Source organism: Microbacterium sp. (assembly GCF_051860965.1).
GTDB lineage: Bacteria > Actinomycetota > Actinomycetes > Actinomycetales > Microbacteriaceae > Microbacterium.
This window is the reverse complement of record NZ_JBIMKU010000008.1, coordinates 17,019-42,108: the sequence shown is the minus strand read 5'-3', so window position 1 is coordinate 42,108 and position 25,090 is coordinate 17,019. Positions and strand designations below refer to the sequence as shown.

29 protein-coding genes are annotated in these 25,090 nt (G+C 67.8%); 14 read left to right on the top strand and 15 right to left on the bottom strand.

Annotated features, from left to right (window positions below):
* The first annotated feature begins 51 nt into the window (after window positions 1–51).
* Together ACTIFV_RS15290 and ACTIFV_RS15285 are read left to right on the top strand one after the other, a co-directional pair.
* Window positions 52–825 (top strand): ABC transporter ATP-binding protein, encoded by a 774-nt coding sequence (locus ACTIFV_RS15290; RefSeq protein ID WP_439593656.1) that lies wholly within the window; start codon window positions 52–54, stop codon window positions 823–825.
* Window positions 822–2,270, top strand: coding sequence for an FtsX-like permease family protein (locus ACTIFV_RS15285; protein ID WP_439593655.1), 1,449 nt, complete (start codon window positions 822–824; stop codon window positions 2,268–2,270). The genes ACTIFV_RS15290 and ACTIFV_RS15285 overlap by 4 nt, the downstream gene beginning before the upstream one ends.
* Window positions 2,271–2,426: 156 nt before the next feature.
* On the opposite strand, the gene ACTIFV_RS15280 is transcribed toward ACTIFV_RS15285, so the two are convergent.
* Window positions 2,427–2,930, bottom strand: a complete 504-nt coding sequence (locus tag ACTIFV_RS15280; RefSeq protein ID WP_439593654.1) for a hypothetical protein — start codon at window positions 2,928–2,930, stop codon at window positions 2,427–2,429.
* Window positions 2,931–3,016: 86 nt separating this feature from the next.
* Here ACTIFV_RS15280 and ACTIFV_RS15275 point away from each other — a divergent pair, with 86 nt between their 5' ends.
* Window positions 3,017–3,649, top strand: a complete 633-nt coding sequence (locus ACTIFV_RS15275; protein WP_439593653.1) for a 2-phosphosulfolactate phosphatase — start codon at window positions 3,017–3,019, stop codon at window positions 3,647–3,649.
* A 2-nt stretch (window positions 3,650–3,651) separates the two neighbouring features.
* Here ACTIFV_RS15275 and ACTIFV_RS15270 read toward each other — a convergent pair whose 3' ends face one another.
* The 3 genes from ACTIFV_RS15270 to ACTIFV_RS15260 form a co-directional block, all read right to left on the bottom strand.
* Window positions 3,652–4,140: a SprT-like domain-containing protein gene (locus tag ACTIFV_RS15270; protein WP_439593652.1), complete on the bottom strand. Its 489-nt coding sequence runs from the start codon at window positions 4,138–4,140 to the stop codon at window positions 3,652–3,654.
* 29 nt (window positions 4,141–4,169) lie between these two features.
* Window positions 4,170–4,697: a hypothetical protein gene (locus tag ACTIFV_RS15265; protein ID WP_439593651.1), complete on the bottom strand. Its 528-nt coding sequence runs from the start codon at window positions 4,695–4,697 to the stop codon at window positions 4,170–4,172.
* Window positions 4,698–4,767: 70 nt separating this feature from the next.
* Window positions 4,768–5,631 carry a spermidine synthase gene (locus tag ACTIFV_RS15260; RefSeq protein ID WP_439593650.1) on the bottom strand — a complete coding sequence of 288 codons (864 nt, stop codon included), beginning with the start codon at window positions 5,629–5,631 and terminating at the stop codon, window positions 4,768–4,770.
* A 172-nt stretch (window positions 5,632–5,803) separates the two neighbouring features.
* Here ACTIFV_RS15260 and ACTIFV_RS15255 point away from each other — a divergent pair, with 172 nt between their 5' ends.
* The 3 genes from ACTIFV_RS15255 to ACTIFV_RS15245 all read left to right on the top strand — a co-directional run bounded on the left by ACTIFV_RS15255 (window position 5,804) and on the right by ACTIFV_RS15245 (window position 9,546).
* A complete protein-coding gene (locus tag ACTIFV_RS15255; RefSeq protein WP_439593649.1) occupies window positions 5,804–7,492 on the top strand; it encodes an ABC transporter substrate-binding protein in 1,689 nt (562 codons plus the stop codon).
* Between the two features lie 90 nt (window positions 7,493–7,582).
* On the top strand, window positions 7,583–8,587 hold the full coding sequence (locus ACTIFV_RS15250) for an ABC transporter permease (RefSeq protein WP_439593648.1): 1,005 nt from the start codon (window positions 7,583–7,585) through the stop codon (window positions 8,585–8,587).
* Window positions 8,584–9,546 carry an ABC transporter permease gene (locus tag ACTIFV_RS15245; RefSeq protein ID WP_439593647.1) on the top strand — a complete coding sequence of 321 codons (963 nt, stop codon included), beginning with the start codon at window positions 8,584–8,586 and terminating at the stop codon, window positions 9,544–9,546. Before ACTIFV_RS15250 ends, ACTIFV_RS15245 begins: the two co-directional genes overlap by 4 nt.
* A gap of 24 nt (window positions 9,547–9,570) precedes the next feature.
* Here the strand turns inward: ACTIFV_RS15245 and ACTIFV_RS15240 are convergent, their stop codons facing one another.
* The gene (locus ACTIFV_RS15240; protein ID WP_439593646.1) at window positions 9,571–9,741 is read right to left on the bottom strand and encodes a hypothetical protein; all 171 of its coding nucleotides are present in this window, start codon (window positions 9,739–9,741) and stop codon (window positions 9,571–9,573) included.
* A 161-nt stretch (window positions 9,742–9,902) separates the two neighbouring features.
* Here ACTIFV_RS15240 and ACTIFV_RS15235 point away from each other — a divergent pair, with 161 nt between their 5' ends.
* Entirely contained in the window at window positions 9,903–10,532 is a 630-nt protein-coding gene (locus ACTIFV_RS15235; protein WP_439593645.1) for a DUF1684 domain-containing protein, read from the top strand.
* 5 nt (window positions 10,533–10,537) lie between these two features.
* Here ACTIFV_RS15235 and ACTIFV_RS15230 read toward each other — a convergent pair whose 3' ends face one another.
* Entirely contained in the window at window positions 10,538–11,188 is a 651-nt protein-coding gene (locus ACTIFV_RS15230; protein WP_439593644.1) for a VOC family protein, read from the bottom strand.
* An 85-nt stretch (window positions 11,189–11,273) separates the two neighbouring features.
* Complete coding sequence (locus ACTIFV_RS15225) at window positions 11,274–11,948, bottom strand: TetR/AcrR family transcriptional regulator (protein WP_439593643.1); 675 nt, start codon at window positions 11,946–11,948, stop codon at window positions 11,274–11,276.
* A gap of 104 nt (window positions 11,949–12,052) precedes the next feature.
* Here ACTIFV_RS15225 and ACTIFV_RS15220 point away from each other — a divergent pair, with 104 nt between their 5' ends.
* Genes ACTIFV_RS15220 through ACTIFV_RS15210 form a run of 3 tightly spaced genes read left to right on the top strand, consistent with a single transcriptional unit; the run spans window position 12,053 to window position 13,973 of the window.
* Window positions 12,053–12,541: a DUF6326 family protein gene (locus ACTIFV_RS15220; protein WP_439593642.1), complete on the top strand. Its 489-nt coding sequence runs from the start codon at window positions 12,053–12,055 to the stop codon at window positions 12,539–12,541.
* 21 nt (window positions 12,542–12,562) lie between these two features.
* A complete protein-coding gene (locus ACTIFV_RS15215) occupies window positions 12,563–13,357 on the top strand; it encodes a lysostaphin resistance A-like protein (protein WP_439593641.1) in 795 nt (264 codons plus the stop codon).
* A 43-nt stretch (window positions 13,358–13,400) separates the two neighbouring features.
* The gene (locus ACTIFV_RS15210) at window positions 13,401–13,973 is read left to right on the top strand and encodes a YdeI/OmpD-associated family protein (protein WP_439593640.1); all 573 of its coding nucleotides are present in this window, start codon (window positions 13,401–13,403) and stop codon (window positions 13,971–13,973) included.
* 199 nt (window positions 13,974–14,172) lie between these two features.
* Here the strand turns inward: ACTIFV_RS15210 and ACTIFV_RS15205 are convergent, their stop codons facing one another.
* Together ACTIFV_RS15205 and ACTIFV_RS15200 are read right to left on the bottom strand one after the other, a co-directional pair.
* Window positions 14,173–15,447: a hypothetical protein gene (locus tag ACTIFV_RS15205; protein WP_439593639.1), complete on the bottom strand. Its 1,275-nt coding sequence runs from the start codon at window positions 15,445–15,447 to the stop codon at window positions 14,173–14,175.
* A 17-nt stretch (window positions 15,448–15,464) separates the two neighbouring features.
* A complete protein-coding gene (locus tag ACTIFV_RS15200; protein WP_439593638.1) occupies window positions 15,465–16,505 on the bottom strand; it encodes a hypothetical protein in 1,041 nt (346 codons plus the stop codon).
* 650 nt (window positions 16,506–17,155) lie between these two features.
* Here ACTIFV_RS15200 and ACTIFV_RS15195 point away from each other — a divergent pair.
* Window positions 17,156–17,686, top strand: coding sequence for a hypothetical protein (locus ACTIFV_RS15195; RefSeq protein ID WP_439593637.1), 531 nt, complete (start codon window positions 17,156–17,158; stop codon window positions 17,684–17,686).
* A gap of 410 nt (window positions 17,687–18,096) precedes the next feature.
* Complete coding sequence (locus ACTIFV_RS15190; protein ID WP_439593636.1) at window positions 18,097–18,558, top strand: WapI family immunity protein; 462 nt, start codon at window positions 18,097–18,099, stop codon at window positions 18,556–18,558.
* Window positions 18,559–18,743: 185 nt separating this feature from the next.
* On the opposite strand, the gene ACTIFV_RS15185 is transcribed toward ACTIFV_RS15190, so the two are convergent.
* Window positions 18,744–19,142 (bottom strand): VOC family protein, encoded by a 399-nt coding sequence (locus tag ACTIFV_RS15185; RefSeq protein WP_439593635.1) that lies wholly within the window; start codon window positions 19,140–19,142, stop codon window positions 18,744–18,746.
* 97 nt (window positions 19,143–19,239) lie between these two features.
* Here ACTIFV_RS15185 and ACTIFV_RS15180 point away from each other — a divergent pair, with 97 nt between their 5' ends.
* Entirely contained in the window at window positions 19,240–20,106 is an 867-nt protein-coding gene (locus ACTIFV_RS15180) for a lysostaphin resistance A-like protein (RefSeq protein ID WP_439593634.1), read from the top strand.
* A 139-nt stretch (window positions 20,107–20,245) separates the two neighbouring features.
* Here the strand turns inward: ACTIFV_RS15180 and ACTIFV_RS15175 are convergent, their stop codons facing one another.
* Complete coding sequence (locus ACTIFV_RS15175; RefSeq protein WP_439593633.1) at window positions 20,246–20,866, bottom strand: TetR/AcrR family transcriptional regulator; 621 nt, start codon at window positions 20,864–20,866, stop codon at window positions 20,246–20,248.
* A 99-nt stretch (window positions 20,867–20,965) separates the two neighbouring features.
* Here ACTIFV_RS15175 and ACTIFV_RS15170 point away from each other — a divergent pair, with 99 nt between their 5' ends.
* Window positions 20,966–21,523 carry a dihydrofolate reductase family protein gene (locus ACTIFV_RS15170; RefSeq protein ID WP_439593632.1) on the top strand — a complete coding sequence of 186 codons (558 nt, stop codon included), beginning with the start codon at window positions 20,966–20,968 and terminating at the stop codon, window positions 21,521–21,523.
* Between the two features lie 155 nt (window positions 21,524–21,678).
* Here the strand turns inward: ACTIFV_RS15170 and ACTIFV_RS15165 are convergent, their stop codons facing one another.
* The 4 genes from ACTIFV_RS15165 to ACTIFV_RS15150 form a co-directional block, all read right to left on the bottom strand.
* Window positions 21,679–21,897, bottom strand: coding sequence for a toxin-antitoxin system YwqK family antitoxin (locus tag ACTIFV_RS15165; protein WP_439593631.1), 219 nt, complete (start codon window positions 21,895–21,897; stop codon window positions 21,679–21,681).
* Window positions 21,898–22,420: 523 nt separating this feature from the next.
* On the bottom strand, window positions 22,421–22,966 hold the full coding sequence (locus ACTIFV_RS15160) for a hypothetical protein (RefSeq protein ID WP_439593630.1): 546 nt from the start codon (window positions 22,964–22,966) through the stop codon (window positions 22,421–22,423).
* Window positions 22,967–23,129: 163 nt separating this feature from the next.
* The gene (locus ACTIFV_RS15155; protein WP_439593629.1) at window positions 23,130–23,996 is read right to left on the bottom strand and encodes an AraC family transcriptional regulator; all 867 of its coding nucleotides are present in this window, start codon (window positions 23,994–23,996) and stop codon (window positions 23,130–23,132) included.
* A 185-nt stretch (window positions 23,997–24,181) separates the two neighbouring features.
* On the bottom strand, window positions 24,182–25,087 hold the full coding sequence (locus tag ACTIFV_RS15150; protein WP_439593628.1) for a phosphotransferase: 906 nt from the start codon (window positions 25,085–25,087) through the stop codon (window positions 24,182–24,184).
* Between the last annotated feature and the right edge of the window lie 3 nt (window positions 25,088–25,090).

Genomic DNA, 25,090 nt, shown 5'->3' with positions numbered 1-25,090 from the left:
TGCCTCGCCAGGCCGACGCGGCCGCGGCATCCCGATCCGTACCTTCGAGGCATGGAGATCACTTCGACGGACCTCGGGCTCGCCGCCCGCGTCCAGCAGCTGACCAAGACGTACGGCACGGGCGAGAATGCCGTCCACGCCCTCGAGAACGTGACCGTCGGCATCCGCCGCGGCGAGTTCACCGCGATCATGGGCCCGTCGGGCTCGGGCAAGTCGACGCTCATGCACATCATGGCGGGGCTCGACGCGCCCACGAGCGGTCGAGCCTGGATCGGCGACACCGACATCACCGGGCTCTCGGACCTCGAGCTGACGATCCTGCGGCGCCGTCGCGTCGGCTTCGTCTTCCAGTCGTTCAACCTCGTCCCGACCCTCGACGCGATCGGCAACATCCTGCTGCCGTTCGATCTCGACGGGCGCCGCCCGTCCGCTCTCGAGCGCGCGCGCATCGACGGGCTCGTCGAGTCGCTCGGGCTCGGCCCCCGGCTGCGTCACCGTCCGCACGAGCTGTCGGGCGGCCAGCAGCAGCGCGTCGCGATCGCCCGGGCGCTCGCGACCGCGCCCGACCTCGTCTTCGCCGACGAGCCGACGGGCAACCTCGACTCCCGCAGCGGGCGCGAGGTCCTCGCGCTGCTCGCGACCGCGAGCCGCGACCACGGGCAGTCGATCGCCATGGTCACGCACGACCCGATCGCGGCGAGCCACGCCGATCGCGTGCTCTTCCTCGGCGACGGGCGCATCGTCGCCGACAAGCCCCGACAGAGCGCGGAAGAGATCTCGAGCTGGATGCTGGCATCCGAGCTCGGCGCGGCGGTGACCCCGTGACCGCGCTCGCCGCCGTCACGCCGCGCGCCGCTGCGGCACCCCTCGCCTGGCTGCGCGAACGCGGCATGGGCGCCAGCATCCTGGTCGCGGCGATCTCGAGCGCGTTCGGCGTCGTCCTCATCTCGGCGACCGGCTTCATCGGCGCGATGCTGCAGAGCAACCCCTACATCGGCCAGAGCGAGATCCTCGCGATCGTCGTGGGCGTGCTCACGGTGCTGCTTCTCGCCCTCGCCCTCTACGTCGGCGCGATCGTCACGGCGAACACGTTCGCCACCGTCGTCGCGGTGCGCACGCGCCGCATCGCGCTGATGCGACTCATCGGAGCATCCGCCCGCTCGCAGCGCGCCGAAGTCGCCCGACAGGGTCTCGTCGTCGGAGCGATCGGTGCCGCACTCGGCCTCGTCGCCGGCATCGTGCTCTCGGCCGTCGGCGTGTTCGCGGCGAAGAGCGTGTTCGGTCTGTCGTTCGACTACACCGTCGTGCGTCCCGAGCTCGTCGCACCCGCGATCGTCGTCGTCCTCACGACGTGGGCCGCGGCATGGGTCGGATCCCGGACGGTGCTCACGGTGACGCCTCTGCAGGCGCTCGGCGGCTCGGTCGAGGCGTCCCACTCCGCCGTCGCCCGGCGGAAGGGACGCAACATCGCGGCCCTCGCACTGCTCATCGCGGGTGGCGCGCTGCTCGCGCTCGGCATCCTGGTCGGACTCGTCTCGCCGCTCGGCGTCGTCATCGCGTTCTTCGGCGGCGTGCTTTCTTTCACGGGCCTCGCGCTCGGCTCGACGCTCGTCATGCCGCCCGTGCTGCGCCTGGTCGGGCGCTGGTTCGGCCGTTCGGCGACGGCGAAGCTCGCCGCGGAGAACGCCCTGCGGTATCCCGAGCGGTCCAGTCGCATGGCGATCGGCGTCGTCATGGGTGTCACTCTGGTGACGATGTTCGCCGTCGCCCTCGAGACCGTGAAGTCGGTGCTCGCGGCATCGGGCGGCGGCGAGCCGCCCGCCGAGATGACGACCGTCATCGACACCTTCTCGGGGATCATGATGGGCCTCGTCGGCGTCTCGGCGGTCATCGCCGCCGTGGGCCTGGTGAACCTCCTCACGATCGGGGTGCATCAGCGCACGCGCGAACTCGGACTGCTGCGCGCTCTCGGAGTCTCGAACGGACAAGTGCGCCGCATGGTGCTGCTCGAGGCCGCGCACATCACGATCGCCGCGACGGTGGCAGGGCTCGCGCTCGGCATCGTCTACGGCTGGGCGGGCGCGCAGTCGCTCCTCGGCTCGGTGAGCGTGCCGCCCCTGTGGATGTCGCCGACGTTCGTGCTCCCCGCGATCCCGCTCTGGCCGGTGGTAGCGATCGTCGTCGCGACGACCGTGCTGACCCTCGTCGCGGCGGTCATCCCGACGAGGCTCGCGACGCGCGTGGCCCCGGTCGAGGCCCTCGCCGAGTAGTGGACGGAGGGATGCCGCGGCCGGCTTCGCCGCGGCATCCCTCATCCGCGTATGCACATCGGCCGACACGGCGAACCCACGCACTTCTCGCGAACCCACCCGATTGTGTCGACCGAACCGAGTGGGTTCGGCGAAACTGCGTGGGTTCGGCGCGACTCAGTCGACCGACTCGGGGTCGTGCGCCCAGGTCGGGGCGAGGGCGCTGATGCGCGCGCCGCGCCACTGCCAGGTGGCCCACAGGAGCGGCCACAGCGCGAGCGCCGTCGGGCCGCCGATCACGAGCCGGTCGCGCCACAGCGTGCGGTCCGGATGCCCGGGTACGGGCGAGATCGCCATCTGGTGGTCCCAGACGTCGAGGCTCGCGAGCGGCCCGGTGAGCGGGATCCCGCTGTCGCGGAAGATCCGCACGCGCCCCGCGGGCTCGTCGACGAACCGCTCGCTCATGTGAATGAGCTGGCGCCCCATCGGAACGACGCCCAGTGCCGAGAGCGAGACGGGCACGTCGTCTCCCGGCTCCCAGGCGGTCGGGAGACCGTCCGGAACGAGCGGTGAGAGCTGGAGCATCGGCCCGTAGAGCTCGGCCACCGCCCGGGGGGAGTGGACGGCGCGCCACGCGGCATCCGGATCGCAGTCGATCTCGAGCTTCAGGAGGATGCGCATCGGCCCAGTCTCGCACCGCTCGTCATCGCGATGCTCATCACCGTCATCTTCCTCGGCGGGACGAACTGACCCCGTAGCATCGACGGGTGCCGCAGCATCCCTTCGATCAGCATCGCTATCAGGTCCGCTTCGAGTGGGGAGCCGAGGGGCTCGCGCGCCTGGCCCCCGCCGACGTCGTCGTGGTCGTCGACGTGCTGCGGTTCTCGACGACGGTGACGGATGCGGTCTCCCGCGGCGAGTCCGTGGCGCTGGATGCCGCGGCCCGCGCCGTGTCGATCAACGGCGCTCCCCTCGCCGAGGCGGCGGCCGCGACGGGCGCGGTCGTGCTGCTCGGGTGCCTTCGCAACCCCTCCGCCGTCGCGCGCGCCGTGCTGGACGAGCAGCAGCGCCGCGGCGCGCGCACGAGCATCGCGGTCCTCGCGGCCGGCGAGCTCGGCGGCGACGAATCGCTCCGGTTCGCCGTCGAGGACCTTCTCGGAGCGGGCGCGGTCATCGACGCGCTGACGACGCTCGGCATCGATCACACCTCGCCCGAGGCCGCTGCCGCGTGCGAGTCCTTCCGAGGCCTCCGCCCCGCCGTGCGGCACCTTCTCACCGCGAGCGGCTCGGGTCAGGAGCTGCTGGAGCGCGAGCGCCGCGACGAGGTGCTCCACGCGTCGGAGGTGGATGCGGCATCCATCGCCCCCGTCCTTCGCGACGGCGTCTTCGTCGCCGCCTGACGTCAGCGCGGCGTCATCGCCGCGAGCCGGGCGGCGGGGCTGATCTCGCGACGCGTCCAGCGGAAGAGGTTGCGGTCGTCGAAGCGCGGCGCGCACTTCGCGCACGAGGTCGGCCGCGTCGGGCGACGGTGGCGGTAGGCGCTGTGGCCCGCGGGGCAGACCCCCACCCACGGTGCGAGCTCGGTCGCCGTCTCGCCGTGATGCGTCGTCCCGCCGACGTAGCCGAGGTCTCGTGCGATCTTCTTCCACGCCGGACCGTGCCCGGCCGCAGGCCCCGCGAGCGCGTGGGCCACCTCGTGCAGCAGCGTCTGGTGGTTGTCGTCGTCTTCGTAACGCGCTGCGAGGTAGCGCGACACGCTGATGCGCTTGCGCGTGTAGTCGCACAGACCCGCGCGACGCTTCGCGTTGTCGAAGGCGAACGACCACGACGGGTCGAGGTGCGCGGAGATCAAGGCTTCGGCCCACACCCGCACGCGGTGCAGTTCGGTCATGCGAGCACGCTAGAACGGAGGTGCGACACTCAGCCGGCGATCGCGGCGGATGCGCGTCGGCGATCGGCCGCGTCGATGGCGAGCAGAGTGGACTCCAGCTGGTCGTCGGGCGTGCCGGCCTCCTGGCGCAGGAACAGCGCGCGCTTGAAGTCCTCCCGCGCGAGGGCGAAGTCGCCCGCGTCGTAGTGCACCTTGCCCCGGTGCTGCACGGCGAAGGCGGCGATCGCCGACCATCCCTGGCCCTCCGCCTCCTCGGCGCAGGTCGTGAGCTCGTGATCGGCGGCGGCGTACGCGCCGCGGCTCTGCTCGACCGTCGCGTGCAGGATGCGCGCCCGCAGCAGATCCTTGCGCGTGCCCGCCATGCGCGCGACCCGCACCGACTGCTCCGACAGCACGAGGGCGTCCTCGAGACGCCCGAGCACCTTCAGGAGCCAGACGCGCTCGAGCAGCGCCGGCAGGGACCGCTGCTCGCCGATCTCGTCGAGGCGATCGCGGCACTCGTGGGCATCGACGATCTCGCGCAGCGTCTCGGGGTCGTACCCTCTGATGTAGCTCACTCGGCGCCTCCCGTCATCGACCACTCCCAGTGTGCATCGGTCGGCGCGCGACGAACGACCGGCACGCCCGTCAGCGCTCGAAGAGGGATGCCGCCGGCTTCGGGGACGCGGTGGAATCGGCATCCGTCGCGATCCTCGCGCCGCGCGCGTGCTCGTCCACCTCGGCCCCCTGCGCCACCTTCGCGGGGTGGGGGCCGGCCGCCATGAGCCGCGGCAGCCACTCGGTGGGGAGGGATGAGGCGGATGCCGCGATCACGAGATTCCCGAAGCGACGGCCCTTCAGCACCTGCACCTCGGCGAGCACGATGACGTTGTCGAACACCGCCTGCACGGTCGCGATCTGGCGCCGCGCGAAGGCGAGGCCGGCGCCGTCGGCGACGTTGACGAGCAGGACGCCGTCGGGCGCGAGCAGCTCGGACGCCTCGCGATAGAACTCGAGCGTCGTGAGGTGCGCGGGCGTCTGCGACCCCGCGTACACGTCCGACACGAGGAGGTCGACGTTGCCGCGGAGCCCCGCGGGCATGCGCGCGAGGCCGGCCCGCGCGTCGCCGATCCGCACCCGGATCTGCGCGCCCCGCGGCAGCGGCAGGTTCTCGCGGACGAGGTCCCACAGGGCCGGCTCGAGCTCCACGATCTGCTGCCGCGACCCCGGCCTCGTCGCCTCGACGTAGCGGGGGATCGTCAGGCCGCCACCGCCGAGATGCACGGCCGTGAGCGGCTGGCCCGGCATCCGGAGTCTGTCGATCACCGCGCCCATGCGCGCGACGTATTCGAAGTGCAGGTGCGTCGGATCGTCGAGGTCCACATGCGACTGCGGAGTCCCGTCGACGTCGAGTTCGAGGCCCCCGGCGAAGGCCGACGGCACGATGCGTGCGATGCGTCCGTCCGACAGGCGGACCTCGGGGATGGATGCCTCGACCGTCGCTCGTGCCATGGACCCACGGTAGCCCGCAAGCCCTCGCTGCACCGGACGCGCCGAAACACAATCGATACCTAGGTGCAATGGTCGACGCACCGACCCGCGCATAGGGTCGAGGAATCACACACCCGCGGCCCGGGGCGCCACCAGTGCCCCGGACCGCATTCCTACGGAAGGTGCACAGCAGATGCTCCACTCAACGAGAAAGCGCTGGCTCGCCGGCGCGGCGACGGTCGCGATCGGCGCCCTCGTCCTCACCGCCTGCGCGAGCCAGCGCGACGATTCGGGCGACGAAGGCAGCTCCGACGTCGACAGCACGTTCGTCTTCGGCTCCTCGGGCGACATCTCGAGCCTCGACCCCGCATTCGCCAGCGACGGCGAGTCGTTCCGCGTCTCGCGGCAGATCTTCGAAGGCCTCGTCGGCGTCGAGCCGGGAACGGCCGACCCCGCGCCGCTGCTGGCCGAGAGCTGGGAGCAGTCGGAAGACGGGCTGTCCTACACGTTCACCCTCAAGGAGGGCGTGACGTTCCAGGACGGCACCGAGTTCAACGCCGACGCGGTGTGCTTCAACTTCGACCGTCAGAACAACTTCACGGGCGTCGCGACGAGCCAGAGCATGGCCTACTACTGGGGCGTCATCATGCGCGGCTTCGCCGAGACGGGCACGTCGATCTACGGCGGCTGCACCGCCGACAGCCCCACGCAGGCCACCATCACCCTGACGGCTCCCTTCGCCGGGTTCATCCCCGCGCTCTCGCTCCCCGCGTTCGCGATCCAGAGCCCGACGGCGCTGCAGGAGTACAACGCCGACGACGTGGGCGGCACCGCCGAGGCGCCGACGCAGAGCGAGTACGGCCAGGGCCACCCGACCGGCACCGGCCCGTTCAAGTTCGACGAGTGGAAGCCGGGCGAGTCGACGACCGTCTCGGCCTACGAGGACTACTGGGGCGAGCAGGGTCAGGTCCAGGAGGTCATCTTCCAGGTGATCGGCGACACGACCGCTCGTCGCCAGGCGCTCGAGTCGGGCAGCATCGACGGCTACGACCTCGCTGCTCCGGCCGACCTCGGCGCGCTCGAGGACGCCGGCTTCACGCTCGTGAACCGCGACCCGTTCAACGTGCTCTACCTCGCGATGAACCAGTCGTCCGGCACGGTCGACGCCCCGACGCCCTCGCCTCTCGCCGACATCAAGGTGCGCCAGGCCATCGCCCACGCGATCGACAAGGACCAGCTCATCTCCCAGGTGCTGCCCGAGGGAACCGAGACGGCGACGCAGTTCATGCCCGACAGCGTCATCGGCTGGAACGACGCGGTCACGACGTACGACTACGACCCCGAGGCCGCCAAGGCGCTCCTGGCCGAGGCCGGCTACACCGAGGCGAACCCGCTGACGATCACGTTCAACTACCCCGTCAACATCTCGCGTCCGTACATGCCCAACCCCGAGCAGATCTTCACCAACCTGCAGAGCCAGCTCGAGGCCGTCGGCATCGTCCTGACGCCGGTGTCGAACGAGTGGGGCGAGTACCTCGACCTCATGCAGGGCGGCCGTGACCACGGCATCCACCTCCTCGGCTGGACCGGCGACTACAACGACCCCGACAACTTCGTGGGCACGTTCTTCGGCCAGGCCACCAACGAGTGGGGCTTCGACAACCCCGAGCTGTTCAGCGCTCTGACCGAGGCCCGCGGAATCGCGACCGAGGAAGAGCAGACGGCCGCCTACCAGGCGATCAACGAGCAGATCATGGAGTTCCTCCCGGGCATCCCGCTCGCCCACCCGGTGCCCACGCTCGCGTTCGCCGCGCGCGTGACGTCGTACCCGGCGAGCCCCGTCCAGGACGAGGTCTACAACATGATCGAGCTCAGCGAGTAAGCCCGATCCGCGCCTGCCGCGGGCCCCTCCCGGCCCGCGGCAGGCGTCTCGCCGCTTTTCGACCGACGATCCGTTCGGAGACCACACCCCGTGCTACGCACCATCGGCAAGAGGCTTCTCCTGCTCATCCCGACCCTGCTGGGTCTGTCCGTCCTGCTTTTCCTCTGGGTCCGCTCCCTGCCCGGCGGGCCCGCCGTCGCCCTCCTCGGCGAACGCGCGACGCCCGAGCGCGTCGCCGAGATCAACGAGCTCTACGGCTTCGATCGCCCCCCGGTCGAGCAGTACTTCACGTGGCTCGGTCGCCTGCTGGTCGGCGACTTCGGAGCATCCATCCAGACCCGCGCCACCGTGGTCGAGGAGTTCACCCGCCGCCTTCCGGCCACGATCGAGCTCAGCGTGTTCGCGATCATCGTCGCCGTCGGCGTCGGCATCCCGCTGGGCTACCTCGCCGCCCGCCGCCACGGCAAGGCCACCGACCACGTCCTGGTCGGCGCGAGCCTGCTCGGCATCACGATCCCGGTCTTCTTCCTCGCGTTCATCCTGAAGTGGATCTTCGCCGTGCAGCTCGGCTGGCTGCCGTCGGAGGGTCGTCAGGATCCGAGGATGGATGCCACGCACTACACCGGCTTCTATGTGTTCGACGGCATCATCACGGGGGAGTGGGATGCCGCGTGGGATGCGTTCCTGCACCTGATCCTCCCCGGCCTCGCGCTCGCCTCGATCCCGCTCGCGATCATCGTGCGCATCACCCGGGCGTCGGTGCTCGAGGTGCAGAACTCCGACTACGTGCGCACCGGCATGGCCAAGGGCATCTCGCGCGGCACGATCCGTCAGCGGTTCATCCTGCGCAACGCCCTGCTGCCCGTCATCACCACGATCGGCCTGCAGGTCGGCCTGCTGATCTCGGGCGCCGTCCTCACCGAGACGGTGTTCGCCTTCCCCGGCATCGGTTCGTTCATGGCCCGGGCCATCTTCACGCGCGACTATCCCGTGCTGCAGGGGTTCATCATCTTCATCGCGATCGGCTACGCGCTGATCAACCTGCTGGTCGATGTGTCGTACAGCTTCATCGACCCGAGAGTGAGGGTCTCATGACTTCCGCGATGCTTCCTCCCGCCGCGAGCGGCGGACCCGTCGACGACACCGCCGTCGACGATCGTGAGCTCCTCTCGGCCAAGATCGGCGGCGGGAGCTTCTGGGGTGGCGTCTTCCGGCGCCTGCGTCACAACCCGAGCGCGTGGATCGGCGCCATCATCATCGGGCTGTTCCTGCTCGTCGCGCTGCTCGCGCCGCTGCTCGCTCCGTACGGGCCGACCGAGCTGCCCGGCCAGCGCTACATCACCCCGACGCACATCCCCGGGCCCGGTGAGATCGAGGGCTTCCCCCTCGGCCTCGACCGGTTCGGCGGCGACGTGCTCTCGAAGCTGATCTGGGGAGCGCAGGCATCCCTTCTCATCGGCGTCGTCTCGACGGCCATCGGTCTGCTCGGCGGTCTCATCCTCGGCTTCCTCTGCGGAATGTTCGGCGGCTGGGTCGACACCCTCATCATGCGGATCGTCGACATCATGCTGTCGATCCCGAGCCTTCTCCTCGCGGTCTCGATCGCGGCCCTGCTCGGGCAGACGCAGCTGTCGGTCATGATCGCCATCGGTGTCGCACAGGTGCCGATTTTCGCGCGCCTGCTGCGCGCGTCGATGCTGCAGCAGCGCAACGCCGACTACGTGCTCTCGGCGCAGACACTGGGACTCGGCCGCGGCACCATCACGATGAGCCACGTGCTGCCCAACTCGGTCGGACCGGTCATCGTGCAGGGCACCCTGTCGCTGGCGACGGCCGTGATCGAAGCGGCCGCGCTGTCGTACCTCGGCCTCGGCGGCGGTCTGCCGCAGACGGCGGAGTGGGGACGCATGCTGACCTACGCGCAGCTCGAGCTGGCCGTCGCCCCATGGCTGGCGTTCCTGCCGGGCATCTGCATCACGATCACGGCGCTCGGCTTCACTCTGCTGGGCGAGGCGCTGCGCGAGGCGATGGATCCGCGCACCCGCAGGCGGTGACGCCGCGAGCGGCCGCGGATCGGCCTAGTTGCCGGTGAAGGTTCCGGAGCTCGACAGGAATCCGAGGAACGTGATGCACGCGAGCGCGGCTCCGGCGGGGATGAGCCACCAGTCGTTCGGGATCCGCCGTGCGGGCGCCGAAGCCCTGCGCACCACGACGACCCGAGGGGCGCTGGGCGGGGGGCTTTCGATCACGGCACAACTCTAGACGCGAGTCGTGATCGAGGACGACTCCCTTGTGCGAAATCTCCGCTTCGGCTACCGGACGGGAGCGATGCGGAGTGCCAGACGTCGAAGCGAGCGCGCTAGGGGACGCGAAGAAGACGAGCACGGCTGCGGCCGCGTAGCGTTGCGGCATGACTGCTGCGAAAGCGCGCACCGCTGCGGAGGTCGTCGACTGGCGCCGCCGCGTCTTCGACCTCTACTCCGCCGTGCGGCGGGCAGACGACCCCGAAGACGCGCACGAGCTCTGGCGGATCGAGCGCGATGATCTGATGGCGCGGCATCCTGCCACACCCCTCCTCGACGCCGACCGCCTGCTCTTCGAAGGCCTCCCCATCGCACCGTACGACGCAGCCTGGCGCTTCGAGCTGCCGATCCTCCCGGCCGAACCGGGCGGCTTCGAGTTCGCGACCGGCACCGACGGCGTGGTTCCGTTCGAGAGGGTGGGTGCGGTGGAGATTCCGGATGCCGGTACCCTCGACGTCTGGAGGCTCATGACCTACGGCGGCGGACTGTTCATCCCGTTCCGCGATGCGCTCGCGGGCCAGGCGGACGGCACCTACGGCGGCGGCCGCTATCTGATCGACACGATCAAGGGCGCTGATCTCGGCTCGGATGCCGCGCGCGGCACGATCGTGCTCGACTTCAACTTCGCCTACAACCCGTCGTGCGCCTACGACCCGGCGTGGGCGTGCCCGCTCGCACAGCCGGGCAATGTGCTGCCGATCGCGGTGCCGGTGGGGGAGTTCGCCCCGCACGGCTGAGGCGGTCAGCGCGTGTCGTCGACGTCGCCCCACGCGGCGATGTCGACGCCGTGGTTCTCGGGCGACGCGAGGGTCCACCAGTCGGGCGCATGGGAGTCGTCGGCGAGCCGGCCCCCGGCATCCAGCACGGCGGTCACGCGCTCGCGCGCGCGATCGTTCGGCACGGCGACGTCGATGTGCGTGCGCCCGCGCCCCGGCGCCGCGATCTCGTCGAACCACAGCCGCGGTCCGCGGCGCAGGGGATCGGCCACGAACCCGCCGAGCGACTCGTAGCCGAGCGCGGCTTGCCAGAACTCGCGGGTGCTTACGCCCTCCGCTTCGGCGATCGCGATCTGGATCGTGTGGAGTCGGGCGGGATCGGGTTCGAGCCCCAGTTCGTCGGCGATCGCGGCGATCCGCCGCACGAGGTCGACGTCGCACGTGTCGAGTCGCCCGCCCGGCGTCGACGCCGTGCGGACGACGACCGCCTCGGGTCGGAGGTCGATGTCGGGCTCTCGCCCGGCAGCCTCCGTCACGCTTGCGATACGTCGGATGAACTCGACGCCCAGCGCGAAGGAGCCCGTTGGGTAGACCGTCTGCGCGCCGCCGTAGAGGACGTGCCAGCCGGTGGTCGCGTCCTCGGCGTGGAACTGCTGTGCGCTGATCGGCTCGACCATGGGTTGCTCCCGTCCTCGTGACGCCACGGTATCGGCCCCCTCCGACAGTCGCAGACCTCTTCGCGTCGAAGCTTCTAGCTCGTGGCTAAGGCGAGGTTCTGAGGGGCTCGAGGGCGGCGAGGATGAGGTCGAGGCCGAAGGCGAACTCCTCCGCCGGGTCGTAGCCGACCTCGACGAGCGTGGTCGCGGATTCGTTCAGCCAGGGGAACTGATCGCGCGGGAGCTGGGGCAGGTACACGTCCTCGGTCATATCGAAGAGTTCGTCTGCGGTCTCGAAGGGCAGGGTCGCCTCTTGCAGAGCGTGACCGTAGACGTAGCTGTTGAGCAGCCAGTTGGCGTGCGTCGCCATCACGACCGAGAAGCCGGCCGTCCGAAGGCACGCCGTGACTGCTTCGCGGTGACGGAGATTCGCAGGCCCCGGTGACGTGCGGGACTCCATCAGAGCAGTCGCCCACGGATGGCGCGAGAGGACCTGCCGGGCGGACACCGCTTCGTGCCGCATCGCCGACTGCCAGTCCACGCCTTCGAGGGGGAGATCGATCTCGTCGAAGACGACGTCGATCATGGCATCCAGCAGCTCGTCCTTGCTCGCGACGTAGTGATAGAGCGACATGGCACCCGCGTCGAGGGTGCCGGCCAGCCGACGCATGCTCAGCGCCTCGACCCCATCGCTGTCGGCGAGGCGGATCGCCTCGGCCACGACGCGCTGCTTGCTCAGGCCCGCGGGGGATCCGTCGTGGCGCGGCTGGTCTGTCGACATGAATCTCCTCACTCCGAATGCTTGACAATCGTACAGCGTACGGTTCATAGTACAGCGTACGACGTACGGTGTACGAACATCTCCGACCAAGCAAGGGAAGACCTATGACCGCTCGAACCAACGAACCTGGCATGCTCGCCACCCCGACGATTCCCGTGCAGGCCAAGCTCGCGGCTGCCTGGACCAGCTTGATGTTCCTCATCATCTACATCGACTACTTCCACCTCTTCCAGCCCGGCGAGATCGACGAGATCCGGGGAGGCGTCATCTTCGCGTTCGATATCAGCGGGACGGTGATGTCGATCTTCTTCGTCGTCATCCTGATCCCGACTCTCATGGTGATGCTCTCGATCGCCCTGCCCGCGAGAGCGAACCGCGTCACGAACCTCATCATCGGATCGCTCTACATCCCCGTCGTGGCGATCAACTTCGTCGGCGCGCCCTCCGGCTTCGCCGTCTACTACGCCCTCACCATCGGAGTCGAGGTGCTGATCCTGGCCTACATCCTGCGTTCGGCGTGGGCCTGGCCCCGAACGGGACTCGTCCCTGCAGGCTCCGAGGCGACCGATCTGCGACAGGATCTTCGGCGCTAGCGCCGGCCGGTCACTCGAGCGATGGCATCCACCGCTCCTCGCAACGACGTCCGCCGCGGACGAGGCGACGGCTTTCGCGCTCCGCTGAAGATGGCCTTCGGGTTCGACCTCCGCACCGGAGTGCTCCTGATCGCCGTCTTCAGCGTGGTCCGCGTCGCCCTCGTGCTGCAGGCGAACGTGACGGGCGGCTATCAGGCCGTCAGTGCCGTCTTCCTCGTCATGATCGCCCTCCCGTGGCTCATTCTGCATCGGTCGGGGCGGCAGCGCATCGGAGTCGTGAAGCCGACACGACTCCGATGGCTGGCGTTCGCCGGCCCGGCCGGAGCGACGGCTGCCGGGATCGTCTTCGTGATGTTCTCGTTGCTCTGGGGCGTGAGCGTCGACAACCCGTTCGTGTACATCGGCGGCACGTACTCGAGCGCGACCTCCATCAGCGACGAGAGCGACCGCGTCGTCTTCTTCGCGATCTTCGCCCTGATCGCCGTCACGCTCAGTCCCCTGGGCGAGGAGCTGTTCTATCGAGGGCTCGTCCAGCAATGCCTCGCGCACTCACTGGGCGCGAATCGCGCCGCGTTGCTGGATGCCGCAGCCTTCGCCGTCGTGCACCTCGCGCATTTCGGCGTCGTCTATGTCGCGGGAGTGTGGAGCTTCGGAGTCGCGTCGGGCATGCTGTGGTTGGCCGCGATGTTCCTCGTCTCGCTTTTGTTCGACCGCCTGCGGCGGTGGAGCGGATCGATCTTCGGTGCAGTGATCGGCCACGCCGGGTTCAACCTCATGATGACCTGGATCATCTTCTACGCGCTGGATCTCTTCTGATCCCGCAACCGAGCCCGTCGGTAGCCGGGTCTACTGTGCAGGAATGGTCGCTGTCTCTGCCAAGCCCGTGCTGCACGTCGACGCTGTCACGGAGTGGGAGCGCTGGCTGGAGTCCGATCCCGATCCCGACGGAGTGCGGCTGCGCGTCCGCAAGGCGGCTTCGAGCAAGCCGGGCATCACCTACGCCGAGGCTCTGGACGTCGCGCTGTGCTTCGGCTGGATCGACGGGCAGAAGCAGTCGATGGATGCCGACTACTTCCTGCAGGTGTTCACTCCGCGGCGCCCGCGCGGAGTGTGGTCGAAGGTCAACATCGAGCACGCGGCGCGCCTGATCGCGGAGGGGCGCATGCGGCCCGCCGGTCAACACGAGATCGACCGTGCCAAGGCGGACGGACGGTGGGATGCCGCCTACCGTCAGAGCGACGGAGAGATCCCGCCCGATCTCCAGGCGGCGCTGGACGCCGACCCCGCGATCGCTGCGGCGTTCGCTGCCCAGTCGGCGCAGAACCGCTTTGCGATGGCGTTCCGCGTGAGCAGTCTGAAGCGACCGGAGTCCCGTGCCGCCCGCGTCGCCCAGTACGTCGCCATGCTCGCGCGGGGCGAGACGATCCACTGAGGCGAAGACGGCGAAGACGACTGGCGCGATCGATCGTCGCTCGACTTCGATCCCTGAGCGAGCGGCTCATGGACGCGGAGCGGCTTTCGCGCCCCCGGGAGGATGGTGTCTTCAAAGGTGTTTGCGACAAGCGCCTTGCATTCATCAGTGGCTCCGATTACGAAGTTCCAACGCGTATATGACTCTGTATGGCTGGTGTTCAAGCGAGACCCTTCAGCCATCCCCTGACCGACGGCAGGGATACCGCGTTGGCATCGTCCGGGAGTCGGCCGTGATCGCGGCCAGTCACTAGCTCGAGTGCTTGACGGACGGTGTGAGCGGTACCGGCTGCGACGGGTGCGTGCGGGTTGTAGCCCTCCGTTCGGATGATCGCGAAGATCCGCCGGTTAGTGACGGACTGCCCGTTGCTGGCATGGACGGCGTGGACCTCGCCGGCGGTGTCGGTGATGTCGAACGTGATGGTCACCTTGTCGTCGTTTGGCAGGTTGGGGTCGTAGACCAGGAGACGGACGCTCTGGCCGTCCTGTTGGTAGCCGTAGGCGAGGACTTGATGGTTGATGCCGATGTCGAGGTTGTCGGTGCGGATCAGTCCGATCGGCGAGGGCACCCCATTGTCGATGTCGTCGCGGATCTTGGGCCATTCCTCGCGATAGGTCACCCATGATCGTCCCCGGGTGAAGCCGAGCGATTGGCTGACGCCTTCGTCTCCGTTGGGGTAGTGCGGTGAGGAGTATCCGAGCCACCTGTCTCCTGCTCCGAAGATGTCGAAGCTGTCCACGAGTCGATCCCGGATGTAGATGAAGAGCGGGTCGTTGGCGTCTGAGGGGGCTTCCTCCAACGACGGTGGGTACCGGTTGGCGGCGTAGTAGTCCTTGACCGCGAACACCATGCCGCCGCACAGGCCTGCGTCGGCGTGAGTGATGGGTAGCCAGTTGTCGTCTACCGGCACGATCTGCAGCAGGTCACGGACCGCACCGGGCAGCTCGTCGAGGAGGCGGTTCCACAGGTAGCCGACGGCGATCACGGGAAGTGACGAGTCCCAGTGATTGGAGAAGTTGAGGCCGTGGATCGAGGGGGCGAAACCGGGAACGCGATGCTCGACGGACGACCGGAATCTGACCGTCAATTCGGCCTCGTGGCCTTGGCCTCCCCACGTCGACGCGTCATATGCCGGGGGAGCCCACACATGGAAGGTGTTCCCGTAAGCGCCCTCGATCAGTGGGCTGTTCCAATGTATGTAGAACTCGCGGGCGGCGTCGCCGTCCGCGCGATATCGCACCCAGCCCTCCGTGCCGCTCGTGGGAACAATGGCGAGGTCGCCCTCGGCGCGGAACTCCGCGGTGGACCTCGGCCCGATCTGACGGGGAGGGATCCAGTTGCCGTTCCACTCTCCACTGTCGATGTGGTCCGAGAGCCAGACGAGCGTGGAGTCAGTGTCATTGCGGATGATGACACGCATTCTGATGCGGGACATTTCATCAGTCCGTTGGTTCAGCGTCCGGAGACGAAGACCTTGACGAGTCCGCGGCCGGACTCGAGCGGTGTGAGAGCCTTGCCGATGACCGCACCGAACGCGCGGCTCCCGTCCCTCACCTTCATCGCGTGGCCAGGCGTCGACGAGGTCGTCAGCATGTCACCTACACGCACAGGTGCGCGATCCGCGTCCACCCACACAAAAGCCTTGCCCATGAGTGCGATGGGCGCACCGTCCTGACGATCGAGCACAATCGCCGGCTTGTAGCCGCCGGCTCCGGACACGATCCCGGCGACGCGCGTGTCGTAGTCGTCGGTGCACGGCCGGACCGAGCCTTCATCGTCCAGGACCACACATTGCCCAGCGCCTACGGCGTCGGAGGCGGGAAGCTCTTCGGCGTAGTCGGCACCGGGGAGGATGAGGTCGCCAGTGATCGTGACGTTGCCCTCGAAGTAGCCGGCATTCAGCCCGCCCTTGCCGAGAACGCCGGCGCCAACGCCGGGCGCCGCCTCGCCCATCACCCCCGCTCCACCAGTCACGCTCGTGGTCTTGCCGTAGACGCCCATCCACGTTTCGCTTTCGCCCCACACCCCGGTGCCGCGGCTCCTGCCGAACACGCCGGCTCCAGCGTTAGGCCCCTGGTCGTCGCTCTGACCGAACACGCCGTTGCCGTAAGGTCCATGCGCGAGGCCGTAGACACCGCTTCCGCCCGTCGGCGGAGCTTCGCCCCAAACGCCATTCCCACCCGCCGGGGCGTTCGACTTCCCGTAGACGCCAACCCAGGTTTCGCTCTCGCCCCATACGCCGGTGCCACGACTCTTGCCGAGCACGCCGGGGCCGGGGTTCGGACCCTGGTCTTCGTTCTGCCCGTAGACGCCGCACGAGTACGCGCCCTTCGCCACGCCAAGTACGCCGTGTGCATCGGCTGCGGACCCTGTCACGGCCACGACTCCGGTTTCGGTGGAGTCCCCTCTGAGTTCAGGCATGACGTTGCCCCTTTCGATTGGTAGTTGGATCGGATTCGAGCTACGGCGATCGCGATGCGCCACCGTGGTCATCGCCTACTCCTACCGGGAGGAGCAAGGCGCTGTGGAAATACAGAATCGCCCCACGTCGTCGCCGGTGTTCGCGGTTTCCAAGAATCGCTTCGGTTCGAGATCAATCGCCAACTTGCTGGTCATACGGGCGATTGCACGCGCTCGCCAGTTGTCGGTTCGCATCCATGGTCGGTCCGCGAAGCGGGGCGCACATCCGTGCCACCACCCAGGCGGGCGGATAAGGCTCCAGGGGGTGGGCCGGAGGAACTAGAGGATCCTCTTGCGGGCGTTGCGCGAACGTCCGACCGTGACCGAGCGCCGTTCCGCTTTCGCTGGGCGCGCGCACTGGCTGCTTCATCCACGCGGTGCTTCGGTATGTGATCGGTGTCAGTCTCGGGTGGAGGCATCGGCGCGGATCTTGGCGAGGGCGTCGTTGAAGCCGTCCGAGCATCCGCTGGCTCCAGCGATCCGGTCGACTTGCAGCTGGCATGCCTCAGGATCAGTTCTGACCGGACTGGGAGCATCCCCACCTCGACGGTGTCGACATCACCCACCGCCCGGACCCACACACGGCGTACCAGCGCGCACGCTGGGAAGCGTTCGAGGCGCGAGTGGCCGTCTACCTAGGCGCGGGTTGCTCCCTGATCCCGACGCGTAGATAAGCTCGGCCCATGAAGTGGGCCCCTGAGGTGACGGTTGTCATCGATAGTTCGCTCGACTGGATTGGCTCCGTCCTGGTCCCCGTTGCTGCGATCCTCGTCAGCTCCGGCATCGCCATCTACCTCGCATCGAGGGAACGCCGCGCGTCCGACCGCTCCCATACTCGCGAGCAGGTGGCTGCAGTCATCCGCACCCTGACGGAGTTCGCCGCCGCCGCCCAGCTGAAGGACTGGGACGCGCTGAATCGGACTCAGATTGAGTACATGACCAACCTCAACGTGCTCGCCGCCTATCTTCCGCGGCGTGACTACGACGTCGCCCGATACTGCGCGGGAGTCATGGCCGGCCCTTATGATGCGCACGACCGCAATGGAATTATCGCCGCCAGCACATGGCTCGCTGCCTGTCTTGAGTCGTGGGTGCGCGGGGACCTTCGCGGGTCCCAGTTCAAAGCGAACGTGCCGCCCGAGACAGACGAGATCTGGTCGTCTGAGCCGCCGGCGCTAGGCGATTGGCGACAGGCGATCAAGTCGCCCAACTAACTGCTCGTGATCAGGCTCCGACTCTGAGACGGCGGCGCATCCGATGTTGATGCGGCGGCCATGCCAGGAGCTCGGCCCTCAATCGGGCCAGCGAAGCGATCACGGCTCGAGCACAGGGCGCACGAGGGGGTGGTCAACTCGGGGGAGATGGAACCCTTCCGGCGCAGCAGCCTACTTGGGTTCGCGGTAGTGGTCTGATTTCCACCTTCGTGGTGGGTGACACGCTGATCGCTAGCGGTTCCCGGATGCCGGTCGCTCAGCGAGTGTTGGTTTCCGGTACTTGCGGTGTGCTCGTTCGCCGGTCGCGTAGCGAGCGTTGGTTTCCGGTACCAACGGTCTGCTCGTACGCCCTCCATTGAGCGCGGCGTCCTCCGAACGCCGAGGACGCTCAGGTCGTCGCTAGAGTCGCAATGGTGTTGCTGACGTCCGCCAACGGAGATCGAATCGAGCTGCAGATAGTCGACTACCAGTTCGCGAAGGGCTCTGCCGCGTCGGCGGACGGTTGGGATGATAACTGGCTAATTGTCGCCGGTCGCGTCAGCCATGGCCCAGAGTCGTGGGCCTTCCATGATCCGAGCCTCATGATTTGGGAAGCACAAGAACTGCTGAAGTGGCTGCGAAGCGTCGCCACAGGTCTTCGCCCCGCGCAGATCGATTTCACCGAGCCAAACCTCAGCTTCGATGCAAGCGCGGGGGATAGCCAGGCAACGACCGTGCTTGTCACGCTGAGAGCAGAGGCGGCTTCGCCAAGCACTCCCGAGGTCATTCGTTGGGGAGCAGGCGTCCAAGTTGCCCTTGACCTGTCCCTTGACGCCGTCGAGCGCGCAGCCAGCGCATGGGAGAACGAGATCTCCGCCCACCCGTCGCGATAGGAGTGGTTCCGCGTAGTATCCTCCGGCACGGTAGGCGGTCGCTGAACGGGCGTCGCAGCGCCTCAGCGTGGGGGCGTGAGGGACGCTGACTCTACATGGACGTACCGGGTAGGGCGGTGGTAACAGTCAGATGCGGTCGGGATCGAATCGAGTCCGCGCAGACTCAATGGGGCGGCATACAGTGGTCACTCGTCTGCCTCGATGGCGATGGTGTTGCCGTCGGGGTCGGCGATCCAGAAGATGCGCCCGCCGCCTGCTCGCGGAGCGATTCCTCGCTCGTCCTGTCCGAGACCGTCGTATCGAGGGATCTCTGCTCCAGCGTGGGTGAGTTCGTTGAGGACAGTATCGACGTCGTCGACGTACCAGGTCGCGACAGTTGACTTCGCTCCGCCGGCGTTGGGGGTCTCGAAGACGTTGATCATCGTCCCGCCGCCCCCTCGATAGGTGCGGCCCCCGCCGTCGATGTCAGCGCTCGGACCCTCGCCGACCTTCTCGAGCCCAAGGATCCCCTCGTAGAAGTCGACCGCACGGTGGATGTCCGCAACGCCGATTGACGCGCGCACGGGGAAGTCGCTGAGGCCCATGTGCCCCACGCTAGTCCCACCACACCCCGTCGACCGGTCCCTCGCCGGGCGCTGCGCGGCATCCCTTGTCGGTGTCTGGTCTGGGTTAAGGTCGAGCATGGAGAGCGCGACGCGACAGGTGCGGGTTGCGGCGGGACGGCGGATCGCGATCGTGCTGGTTGGGGCGATCGTGATCTGGACGCTCATGGTCTGGGTTTCGCTATCGGTCTTCGGTGGCGCTGTCACCCCGTTGAGTCGGACTGTCTGCGCGCTGCTGGTCTTCTGCCTGGTCGTGCCGATGATCGTCTTCGCCCGACGTTTTCTTGATCGGCGGCCGTGGACGGGCCTGATGCTGCAGGCGTTGCCGGAAGCATGGCGACCGTTCCTTCTCGGGGTGGCGTCATTCCTGATTCCCTCAGCCGTCGGCCTGAGCATCGCGCTCGTTACCGGTTGGCTGCGAGTCACCTCAGTGCTCCCACCGCTCGAGTTGGTCGCGGCGATCTCGTTCACGATATTGACCGTCTTGCTGCTTGAAGCGATCCCTGAAGAGCTCATCTTCCGCGGGTACATCTACCGAAATCTCTCGGCCACGATCGCCCCGATTGCCGCGGTGTTCGTGCAGGCGGTCCTTTTCGCCTTACTGGGCACGACTCTCTGGGTTGTGACAGCGGGTTGGGGCATTCTGCTGGAGCGCGGCGCGATCTTCCTCACGATGGGAGTCGTCCTCGGCGTCCTGCGCCTCATCGCTCGCAGCGTTTGGACTCCGATCGGATTCCACCTCGCCTTCCAGGTCGTGGCACAGACTCTGCTCACGCAGTCGGGCATCGAGGTGAGCAATCCGGGAGCGATCACGATCGCGGGCATGATTCCTCCGTTCGTCCTTGCGGTGACGATCTCACTCGTGCTCACCCGAAGCTGGCCCAGGCCCAATTGGCGAGAGCTCGAGCCGGAGCAAGGCGATAGCCTCGGCGCGTCAGGGTCCTAGCACCGCCCGCGCGCAGGTCGTTCAGCGTGCTCGATATCGACCGCGAATCCGCAGAGCGCGTATTCGCGCGTGAGGCGACTGGTCCCGGCATTCTGCGGTCTGTATAGATCGTTGCCGGGGTCGCGAGCGCCGGTGCGGGCTATGCACCGTAGCGAGCGAGGAAGGTCTCGACGGCTTGGTGGATGACGGTGTCGATCTCGGCGGCTTCCATCGACCATCCGGGGTGCACGAGCACGGGCCAGAAAATCGCGGAGGCGATCATTCCCAGAAGCTGCGCGGATGCGGTGGCGCGTGAGTCCATCCGCAGCGATCCGGCTTCCTCCTCAGAGCGGAGGTACCTTTCGAGCGCGGTGAGCGCTGGCATGGTTCCGAAGTCGAAGGTGCGATCGCGCAGCTCGGGAAATTTCGGACCCTCGGCGATCACGAGGCGGATCATGTCGGCGGTGGGTGGGCGCAGAAGTAGCGATGCGTAGGCATTCGCGAGGGCGAGTAGGCCGGCGCGCGGGCTGCCGGGGGCGGGCTCGGGGAGGTCTTGGGCGTCTGCGTCTCCGACGGCGAGGATGACCGCCTCGAACAGCGCGGCCTTCGTCGCGAACTGCTTGAAGAGGGTCGCTTTCGAGACGCCGGCGGTCTGGGCGACGCCTGCCAGTGAGGTGCGGTCGTATCCGAGCGCGACGAAGAGCTGTGTAGCGGCGGTGATGACCGCGGTGCGATTCCGATCGGCAACCGCCCGGTGGTACTCGGATAACTCACGACCCATGCAGCCATTGTGCCAGAGGCGAGACGCTTGACTCACCTTCTACTGGACTCCTACGCTAAGAGGTGAGTCAAGCGTCTCACCTCGATCGAAGGAGTGCACATGTACGACACGACACCGCAGACTGCAGCGGGCAAGATCCTGTGGCACTTCTCGATGTCGCTGGATGGCTTTGTCGCCGGCCCTGGGCACAGCATGGACTGGATGCCCGAAGCCACGAACCGCGACGGGCTGATCGCGGAGTATGTCGCAACGACAGGGGCGGTGCTGGGAGGGCGCGACGGTTGGGATGCCTTCCCCGATGCGGGGGGCGTCTACGGCGGCGACTGGACCGGACCCGTGTTCGTCCTCACCCACCATCCGGAGGACGTCGAGCCCGTCGATGGCGTCACCTTCCTCAGCTGCGACATCGCAGAAGCCGTCGACATCGCCCGGCGCGCGGCCGGCGGCAAGAACGTGGAGATCCTCTCCGCCTCCCTCGGCCGGCAACTGCTCGAGCGCGGCCTCCTCGACGAGATGGACATCCACATCCTCCCCGTGCTTCTCGGTGACGGTGTGCGCCTTTACGACAACCCCGGGGGCTCGCCCGTGCAGCTCGAGCTGGATAACGGCGAGCCACTCGAGGAGATCAACGTCAGGTACCGCCCTCGGGTTAGCTGAGGATCCGGGACGTCACTGAGCGCGCCTTCAAGCGACGCCTGAACTCTCCCGCGACAGCCTCCTCGCCACCGGCGCGTCATCCGCGAAGCGCGCGGACCTTATCGACGCCCCCGGCAGCACGCCGGGCGGTAGTCCATCGCGCAGCAAGGGGGCGACTACTGGCCGAAGTCAGTTTCCTTATGCGGCGAACCCGAGCGATCGTACGTCGTCCAGACATCGATTTGGCGGCCGCGATCAAACGACCCGCTGCGCATGATGCTCCCGTCGAGCCGGAACCACTCCCAGTAACCATGCATCTCGTCGTCGAGCATGTGACCGCGGCCGCGCACGCTCCCGTCCTTATGGAGTTCTTGGTACGGCGTGGGCTCGGCCATCCGACCATATTCGCAGAGGCAGGCGACAGCGGCCCGCTCGGGCACGCGCGCACGACGGTCCACCAATGAGCGCATTTCTCCGCGATCCGAGGGAGTCGGCTAGTTGTTGTCGACTCGGTTATCGTCGCTCGGCGACGTCGTGGGCCCTCACCCGTGCTCTGCTTCTTAGCTCGTCGCGATGGATCGCGAATATCCGAAGGAACAGGCCCACGAGGGTTGCACCGAAAAGCCCCGCCACGGTGAGATGTATGGTCGCCTCCAGGGAAGACGGTGCAGTGCCTGCTGCGACGAGCCAAACTAGCCGAGCTATCGATCCGATAGTAAGGAAGATGGCCCCAAACGCGATAACGCGCCCAACCGCGGCAATGATGCGGTGTCGCGGAGCTACGTGGCCAACGCGTACTCCGAACATCACCGCGATCAGGCCCGCTGCCAGGACCTCGGCCAGGAGCGTTACGCCATCAAGCGTCATAATCGGTCCGATTCGGGTGCGGGTGACCTTTGGCGTCGGGTTCAAGGCGTATTAGTCGTCGGTGATCGCGCCCAGCGCTGCGGTCAGGTCTGTGGAAGCTTGCTCGAGCGCGGCATTCGTCGGAGCACCGTCCGGCGCGATTAGGGCTGCGCCGACGCTCGCCTGAGCAGCAGCGACTCCAGCGACGGCCGCCTGCTGTTGGCGTTGGAATGTGACACGTGCTTGCAATGCAGCGATGACGGCCGCCCCCGCTGTCCCGACGATGATGCTCACGCCGACCAGCCGCACAATGTCGTAAGACGCACCCACTTCTGCGGGGTTGGTGGTCTCGTTGCTGATCGTGATCGCGATCTCTGGAGGGATTGCCCACAGGGCCGCGACAGCGGCGATCGCGCCCACGGCCGCTGGTCCGAATGTGCCCAGGTGCAGGCGGCCTGTGATCCTATCGTTGCGTCGTTCCCAGCGAGGAAAAGACAAGTATCCCGTTCTACGCCGGTGGGCGACCAGCAGGTCAGCGGCCACACCGCCGAGAGCGCCGCACCCGGCGGCGATCAAGAAGAGAGTCCAGTAGTCGTTCGGCTCGGTGAAAGTCAGCATGTCATCCCCAGATCCTCGCTGATCAATGGCCGAAAACTACACCCAAGCGGGCCCCGATGGATAGACCGCCCATTCCCTGGGGTAACGCGCGACGACGCCCGGTTGTCGGTACGCCCGCGAGCAGTGACCCGCCCGCATTTCCGCGCGGGCGGGTCACGCTCGATCAGGCGCGTTCGATGGGGAGCCAGAGCTCACAGGTGGCGGTGCTGAAGTCGTCGGCGCGGTCGAGCACGGCGACGATGGACGAGCCGGGGCGGAGTCGCCATGGGTTGGACGGGAACCATTCGGTGGCGGTGGCTGCCCATGCTACCTGCAGCGCGCCGGGGTACTCGCCTTCGGTGCGGAAGATGGCCCAGGTGCCCGCGGGCACCCCGATGACGTCGAGATCGTCAGGCGGTTGGGTCTCCGCCGAAATCGCCACGCCGTGAAGGTAGGTGAGTTCGGTTCCTTCGGTGTAGTCCGGGTCGACGTCGGCGCTCACTTGGAGGAGACCGCCGGGTTCGGTGTCGCTCAGCGCCTTCAGTCGAGAGTGCTCGGCCGGGGGCAACGATGCGATGTGGGATTGGATGTGGGGGTTGATGCCTTCGTGGATGAGCGGCACGCGGGCGGCGTGGCCCACGAGGCGGAAAGCCGGGCGGTCGGCGATGCGGGTGTCCATGGTGATGTTCCCTTCGACGGTCAGGCGGAACCTGATCTGTGGTTGAGTTCGAAGAGGGCCGCCATCTCGTCGGACGTCACTCGGTCCCACACCGTGCACCGATCGGAATGCCCGGCCGAACGCCTCGGTAGAGCCGTAGCCGTACCGCACGGCGATGCCCAGCAGATCGTCGTCTCCGAGAACGTCTGCCGCTGCGACGGACATCCGGCGTCGCCGGATGTACTCCGACAGGGGCATGCCCGCCAGCGACGAGAACATCCGCCTCAGGTGGTACTCCGTGGTGCCGAGAGCGGCTGCCAACGACGCCGCGTCGATGTCGTCGTCGAGATGTGCCTCGACGAATTCCACCAGGGCGTTCAGCTCCGCGATCATGGCGCCTCCTTCGACATCCACACTTCCCGGTGGCTTCGCCGGGCACCCTACTATCGCGGTCCGATCTGATCGTCACGTTCGACACGGCGGTGCGGGAGAAGCGGTGCTCGGCCGCGCGAGGACGCGGCGCGGGCGATCTCAGGGCCGGCATCCCAGCTGCTGGAGGAAGCGGGGTTCGTCGCCGCTCAGCGCGGGACATCGGGGTCGTCGACGAGCCGCTGAAGCGTGCTTCGGCCCAATTCGCTCATGGAAGGATTCGTGTGGCGGTAGTACCAGACCAGCCCCATGGCCTGCGCGAAGGCCCATGCCGCGCCGCGGAGCCACTCGTCGGGCGGGATGTTCAGGCGCGTGCGCACGATGGCGCGTCGAGTCCCGTCGAGATGATGCCAGGCGCACACGAGATCGAGCGCGGGATCCGCCGGTCCGAGGCCCCCTGCATCCAGCACCCCGACGATCCTCTCGCCGTCCACGACGATGTTCGGTGGGGTGAGGTCTTTGTGGCTCATCACGAGGACGCGCGGCGGTTCGAGGCCGCGCAGTGCGTGCCAGATGGACCGCAGCACAGGGACGTCGAGCAGCTCGACACTCTGCTCGAAGCAGGTCTCCATCCACGCGCTCTGGTCGCCGATGCGTCCGCCGCGCCCCGCGCCGTCGAATCCCCGCCCGCGGGTGTCGGCGGCTCGCAACGCCCCGAGCAGTGTCGCGATGTCGCCGGCGAACGCCACGGAGCCTTCGAGCCCGGTGGGGGTCGCGACGACGCCGTCCACCCAGGTCTGCATCGACCACGGCAGCGGGTACGACCACCCGGGGCGACCGATGCCCAGCGGGCGCGGCGTCGCGAAGGGGCAGCATCCGGCGAACTCGGCAGCGGCATCCGCTTCTCGTCTCAGCCACGCCTCCACCTCGGTCGGGTCGGTGCCCTGCAGGGGGAATCTGGCCGCGGCGGTCGCTCCGACCCGGTAGATCGCGTTCACCGTGCCCGAGGAATCGATGGACCGCACAGGGTCCGCCCCAAGGTGCGGGAAGTCACGTGCGACGAGCTCCCTCGCGAGGTCCACGTCGATGTGGACCTGATCCTCATGCATCGCCATGCT

Bases quoted from the DNA above. Each gene is read 5' to 3' on its own strand.
- ACTIFV_RS15290 (WP_439593656.1), top strand. From the start codon at position 52: ATGGAGATCACTTCGACGGACCTCGGGCTCGCCGCCCGCGTCCAGCAG.
- ACTIFV_RS15280 (WP_439593654.1), bottom strand. From the start codon at position 2,930: ATGCGCATCCTCCTGAAGCTCGAGATCGACTGCGATCCGGATGCCGCG.
- ACTIFV_RS15270 (WP_439593652.1), bottom strand. From the start codon at position 4,140: ATGACCGAACTGCACCGCGTGCGGGTGTGGGCCGAAGCCTTGATCTCC.
- ACTIFV_RS15260 (WP_439593650.1), bottom strand. From the start codon at position 5,631: ATGGCACGAGCGACGGTCGAGGCATCCATCCCCGAGGTCCGCCTGTCG.
- ACTIFV_RS15255 (WP_439593649.1), top strand. From the start codon at position 5,804: ATGCTCCACTCAACGAGAAAGCGCTGGCTCGCCGGCGCGGCGACGGTC.
- ACTIFV_RS15245 (WP_439593647.1), top strand. From the start codon at position 8,584: ATGACTTCCGCGATGCTTCCTCCCGCCGCGAGCGGCGGACCCGTCGAC.
- ACTIFV_RS15235 (WP_439593645.1), top strand. From the start codon at position 9,903: ATGACTGCTGCGAAAGCGCGCACCGCTGCGGAGGTCGTCGACTGGCGC.
- ACTIFV_RS15230 (WP_439593644.1), bottom strand. From the start codon at position 11,188: ATGGTCGAGCCGATCAGCGCACAGCAGTTCCACGCCGAGGACGCGACC.
- ACTIFV_RS15225 (WP_439593643.1), bottom strand. From the start codon at position 11,948: ATGTCGACAGACCAGCCGCGCCACGACGGATCCCCCGCGGGCCTGAGC.
- ACTIFV_RS15220 (WP_439593642.1), top strand. From the start codon at position 12,053: ATGACCGCTCGAACCAACGAACCTGGCATGCTCGCCACCCCGACGATT.
- ACTIFV_RS15215 (WP_439593641.1), top strand. From the start codon at position 12,563: ATGGCATCCACCGCTCCTCGCAACGACGTCCGCCGCGGACGAGGCGAC.
- ACTIFV_RS15210 (WP_439593640.1), top strand. From the start codon at position 13,401: ATGGTCGCTGTCTCTGCCAAGCCCGTGCTGCACGTCGACGCTGTCACG.
- ACTIFV_RS15205 (WP_439593639.1), bottom strand. From the start codon at position 15,447: ATGTCCCGCATCAGAATGCGTGTCATCATCCGCAATGACACTGACTCC.
- ACTIFV_RS15200 (WP_439593638.1), bottom strand. From the start codon at position 16,505: ATGACCACGGTGGCGCATCGCGATCGCCGTAGCTCGAATCCGATCCAA.
- ACTIFV_RS15195 (WP_439593637.1), top strand. From the start codon at position 17,156: ATGAAGTGGGCCCCTGAGGTGACGGTTGTCATCGATAGTTCGCTCGAC.
- ACTIFV_RS15190 (WP_439593636.1), top strand. From the start codon at position 18,097: ATGGTGTTGCTGACGTCCGCCAACGGAGATCGAATCGAGCTGCAGATA.
- ACTIFV_RS15185 (WP_439593635.1), bottom strand. From the start codon at position 19,142: ATGGGCCTCAGCGACTTCCCCGTGCGCGCGTCAATCGGCGTTGCGGAC.
- ACTIFV_RS15180 (WP_439593634.1), top strand. From the start codon at position 19,240: ATGGAGAGCGCGACGCGACAGGTGCGGGTTGCGGCGGGACGGCGGATC.
- ACTIFV_RS15175 (WP_439593633.1), bottom strand. From the start codon at position 20,866: ATGGGTCGTGAGTTATCCGAGTACCACCGGGCGGTTGCCGATCGGAAT.
- ACTIFV_RS15170 (WP_439593632.1), top strand. From the start codon at position 20,966: ATGTACGACACGACACCGCAGACTGCAGCGGGCAAGATCCTGTGGCAC.
- ACTIFV_RS15165 (WP_439593631.1), bottom strand. From the start codon at position 21,897: ATGGCCGAGCCCACGCCGTACCAAGAACTCCATAAGGACGGGAGCGTG.
- ACTIFV_RS15160 (WP_439593630.1), bottom strand. From the start codon at position 22,966: ATGCTGACTTTCACCGAGCCGAACGACTACTGGACTCTCTTCTTGATC.
- ACTIFV_RS15155 (WP_439593629.1), bottom strand. From the start codon at position 23,996: ATGATCGCGGAGCTGAACGCCCTGGTGGAATTCGTCGAGGCACATCTC.
- ACTIFV_RS15150 (WP_439593628.1), bottom strand. From the start codon at position 25,087: ATGGCGATGCATGAGGATCAGGTCCACATCGACGTGGACCTCGCGAGG.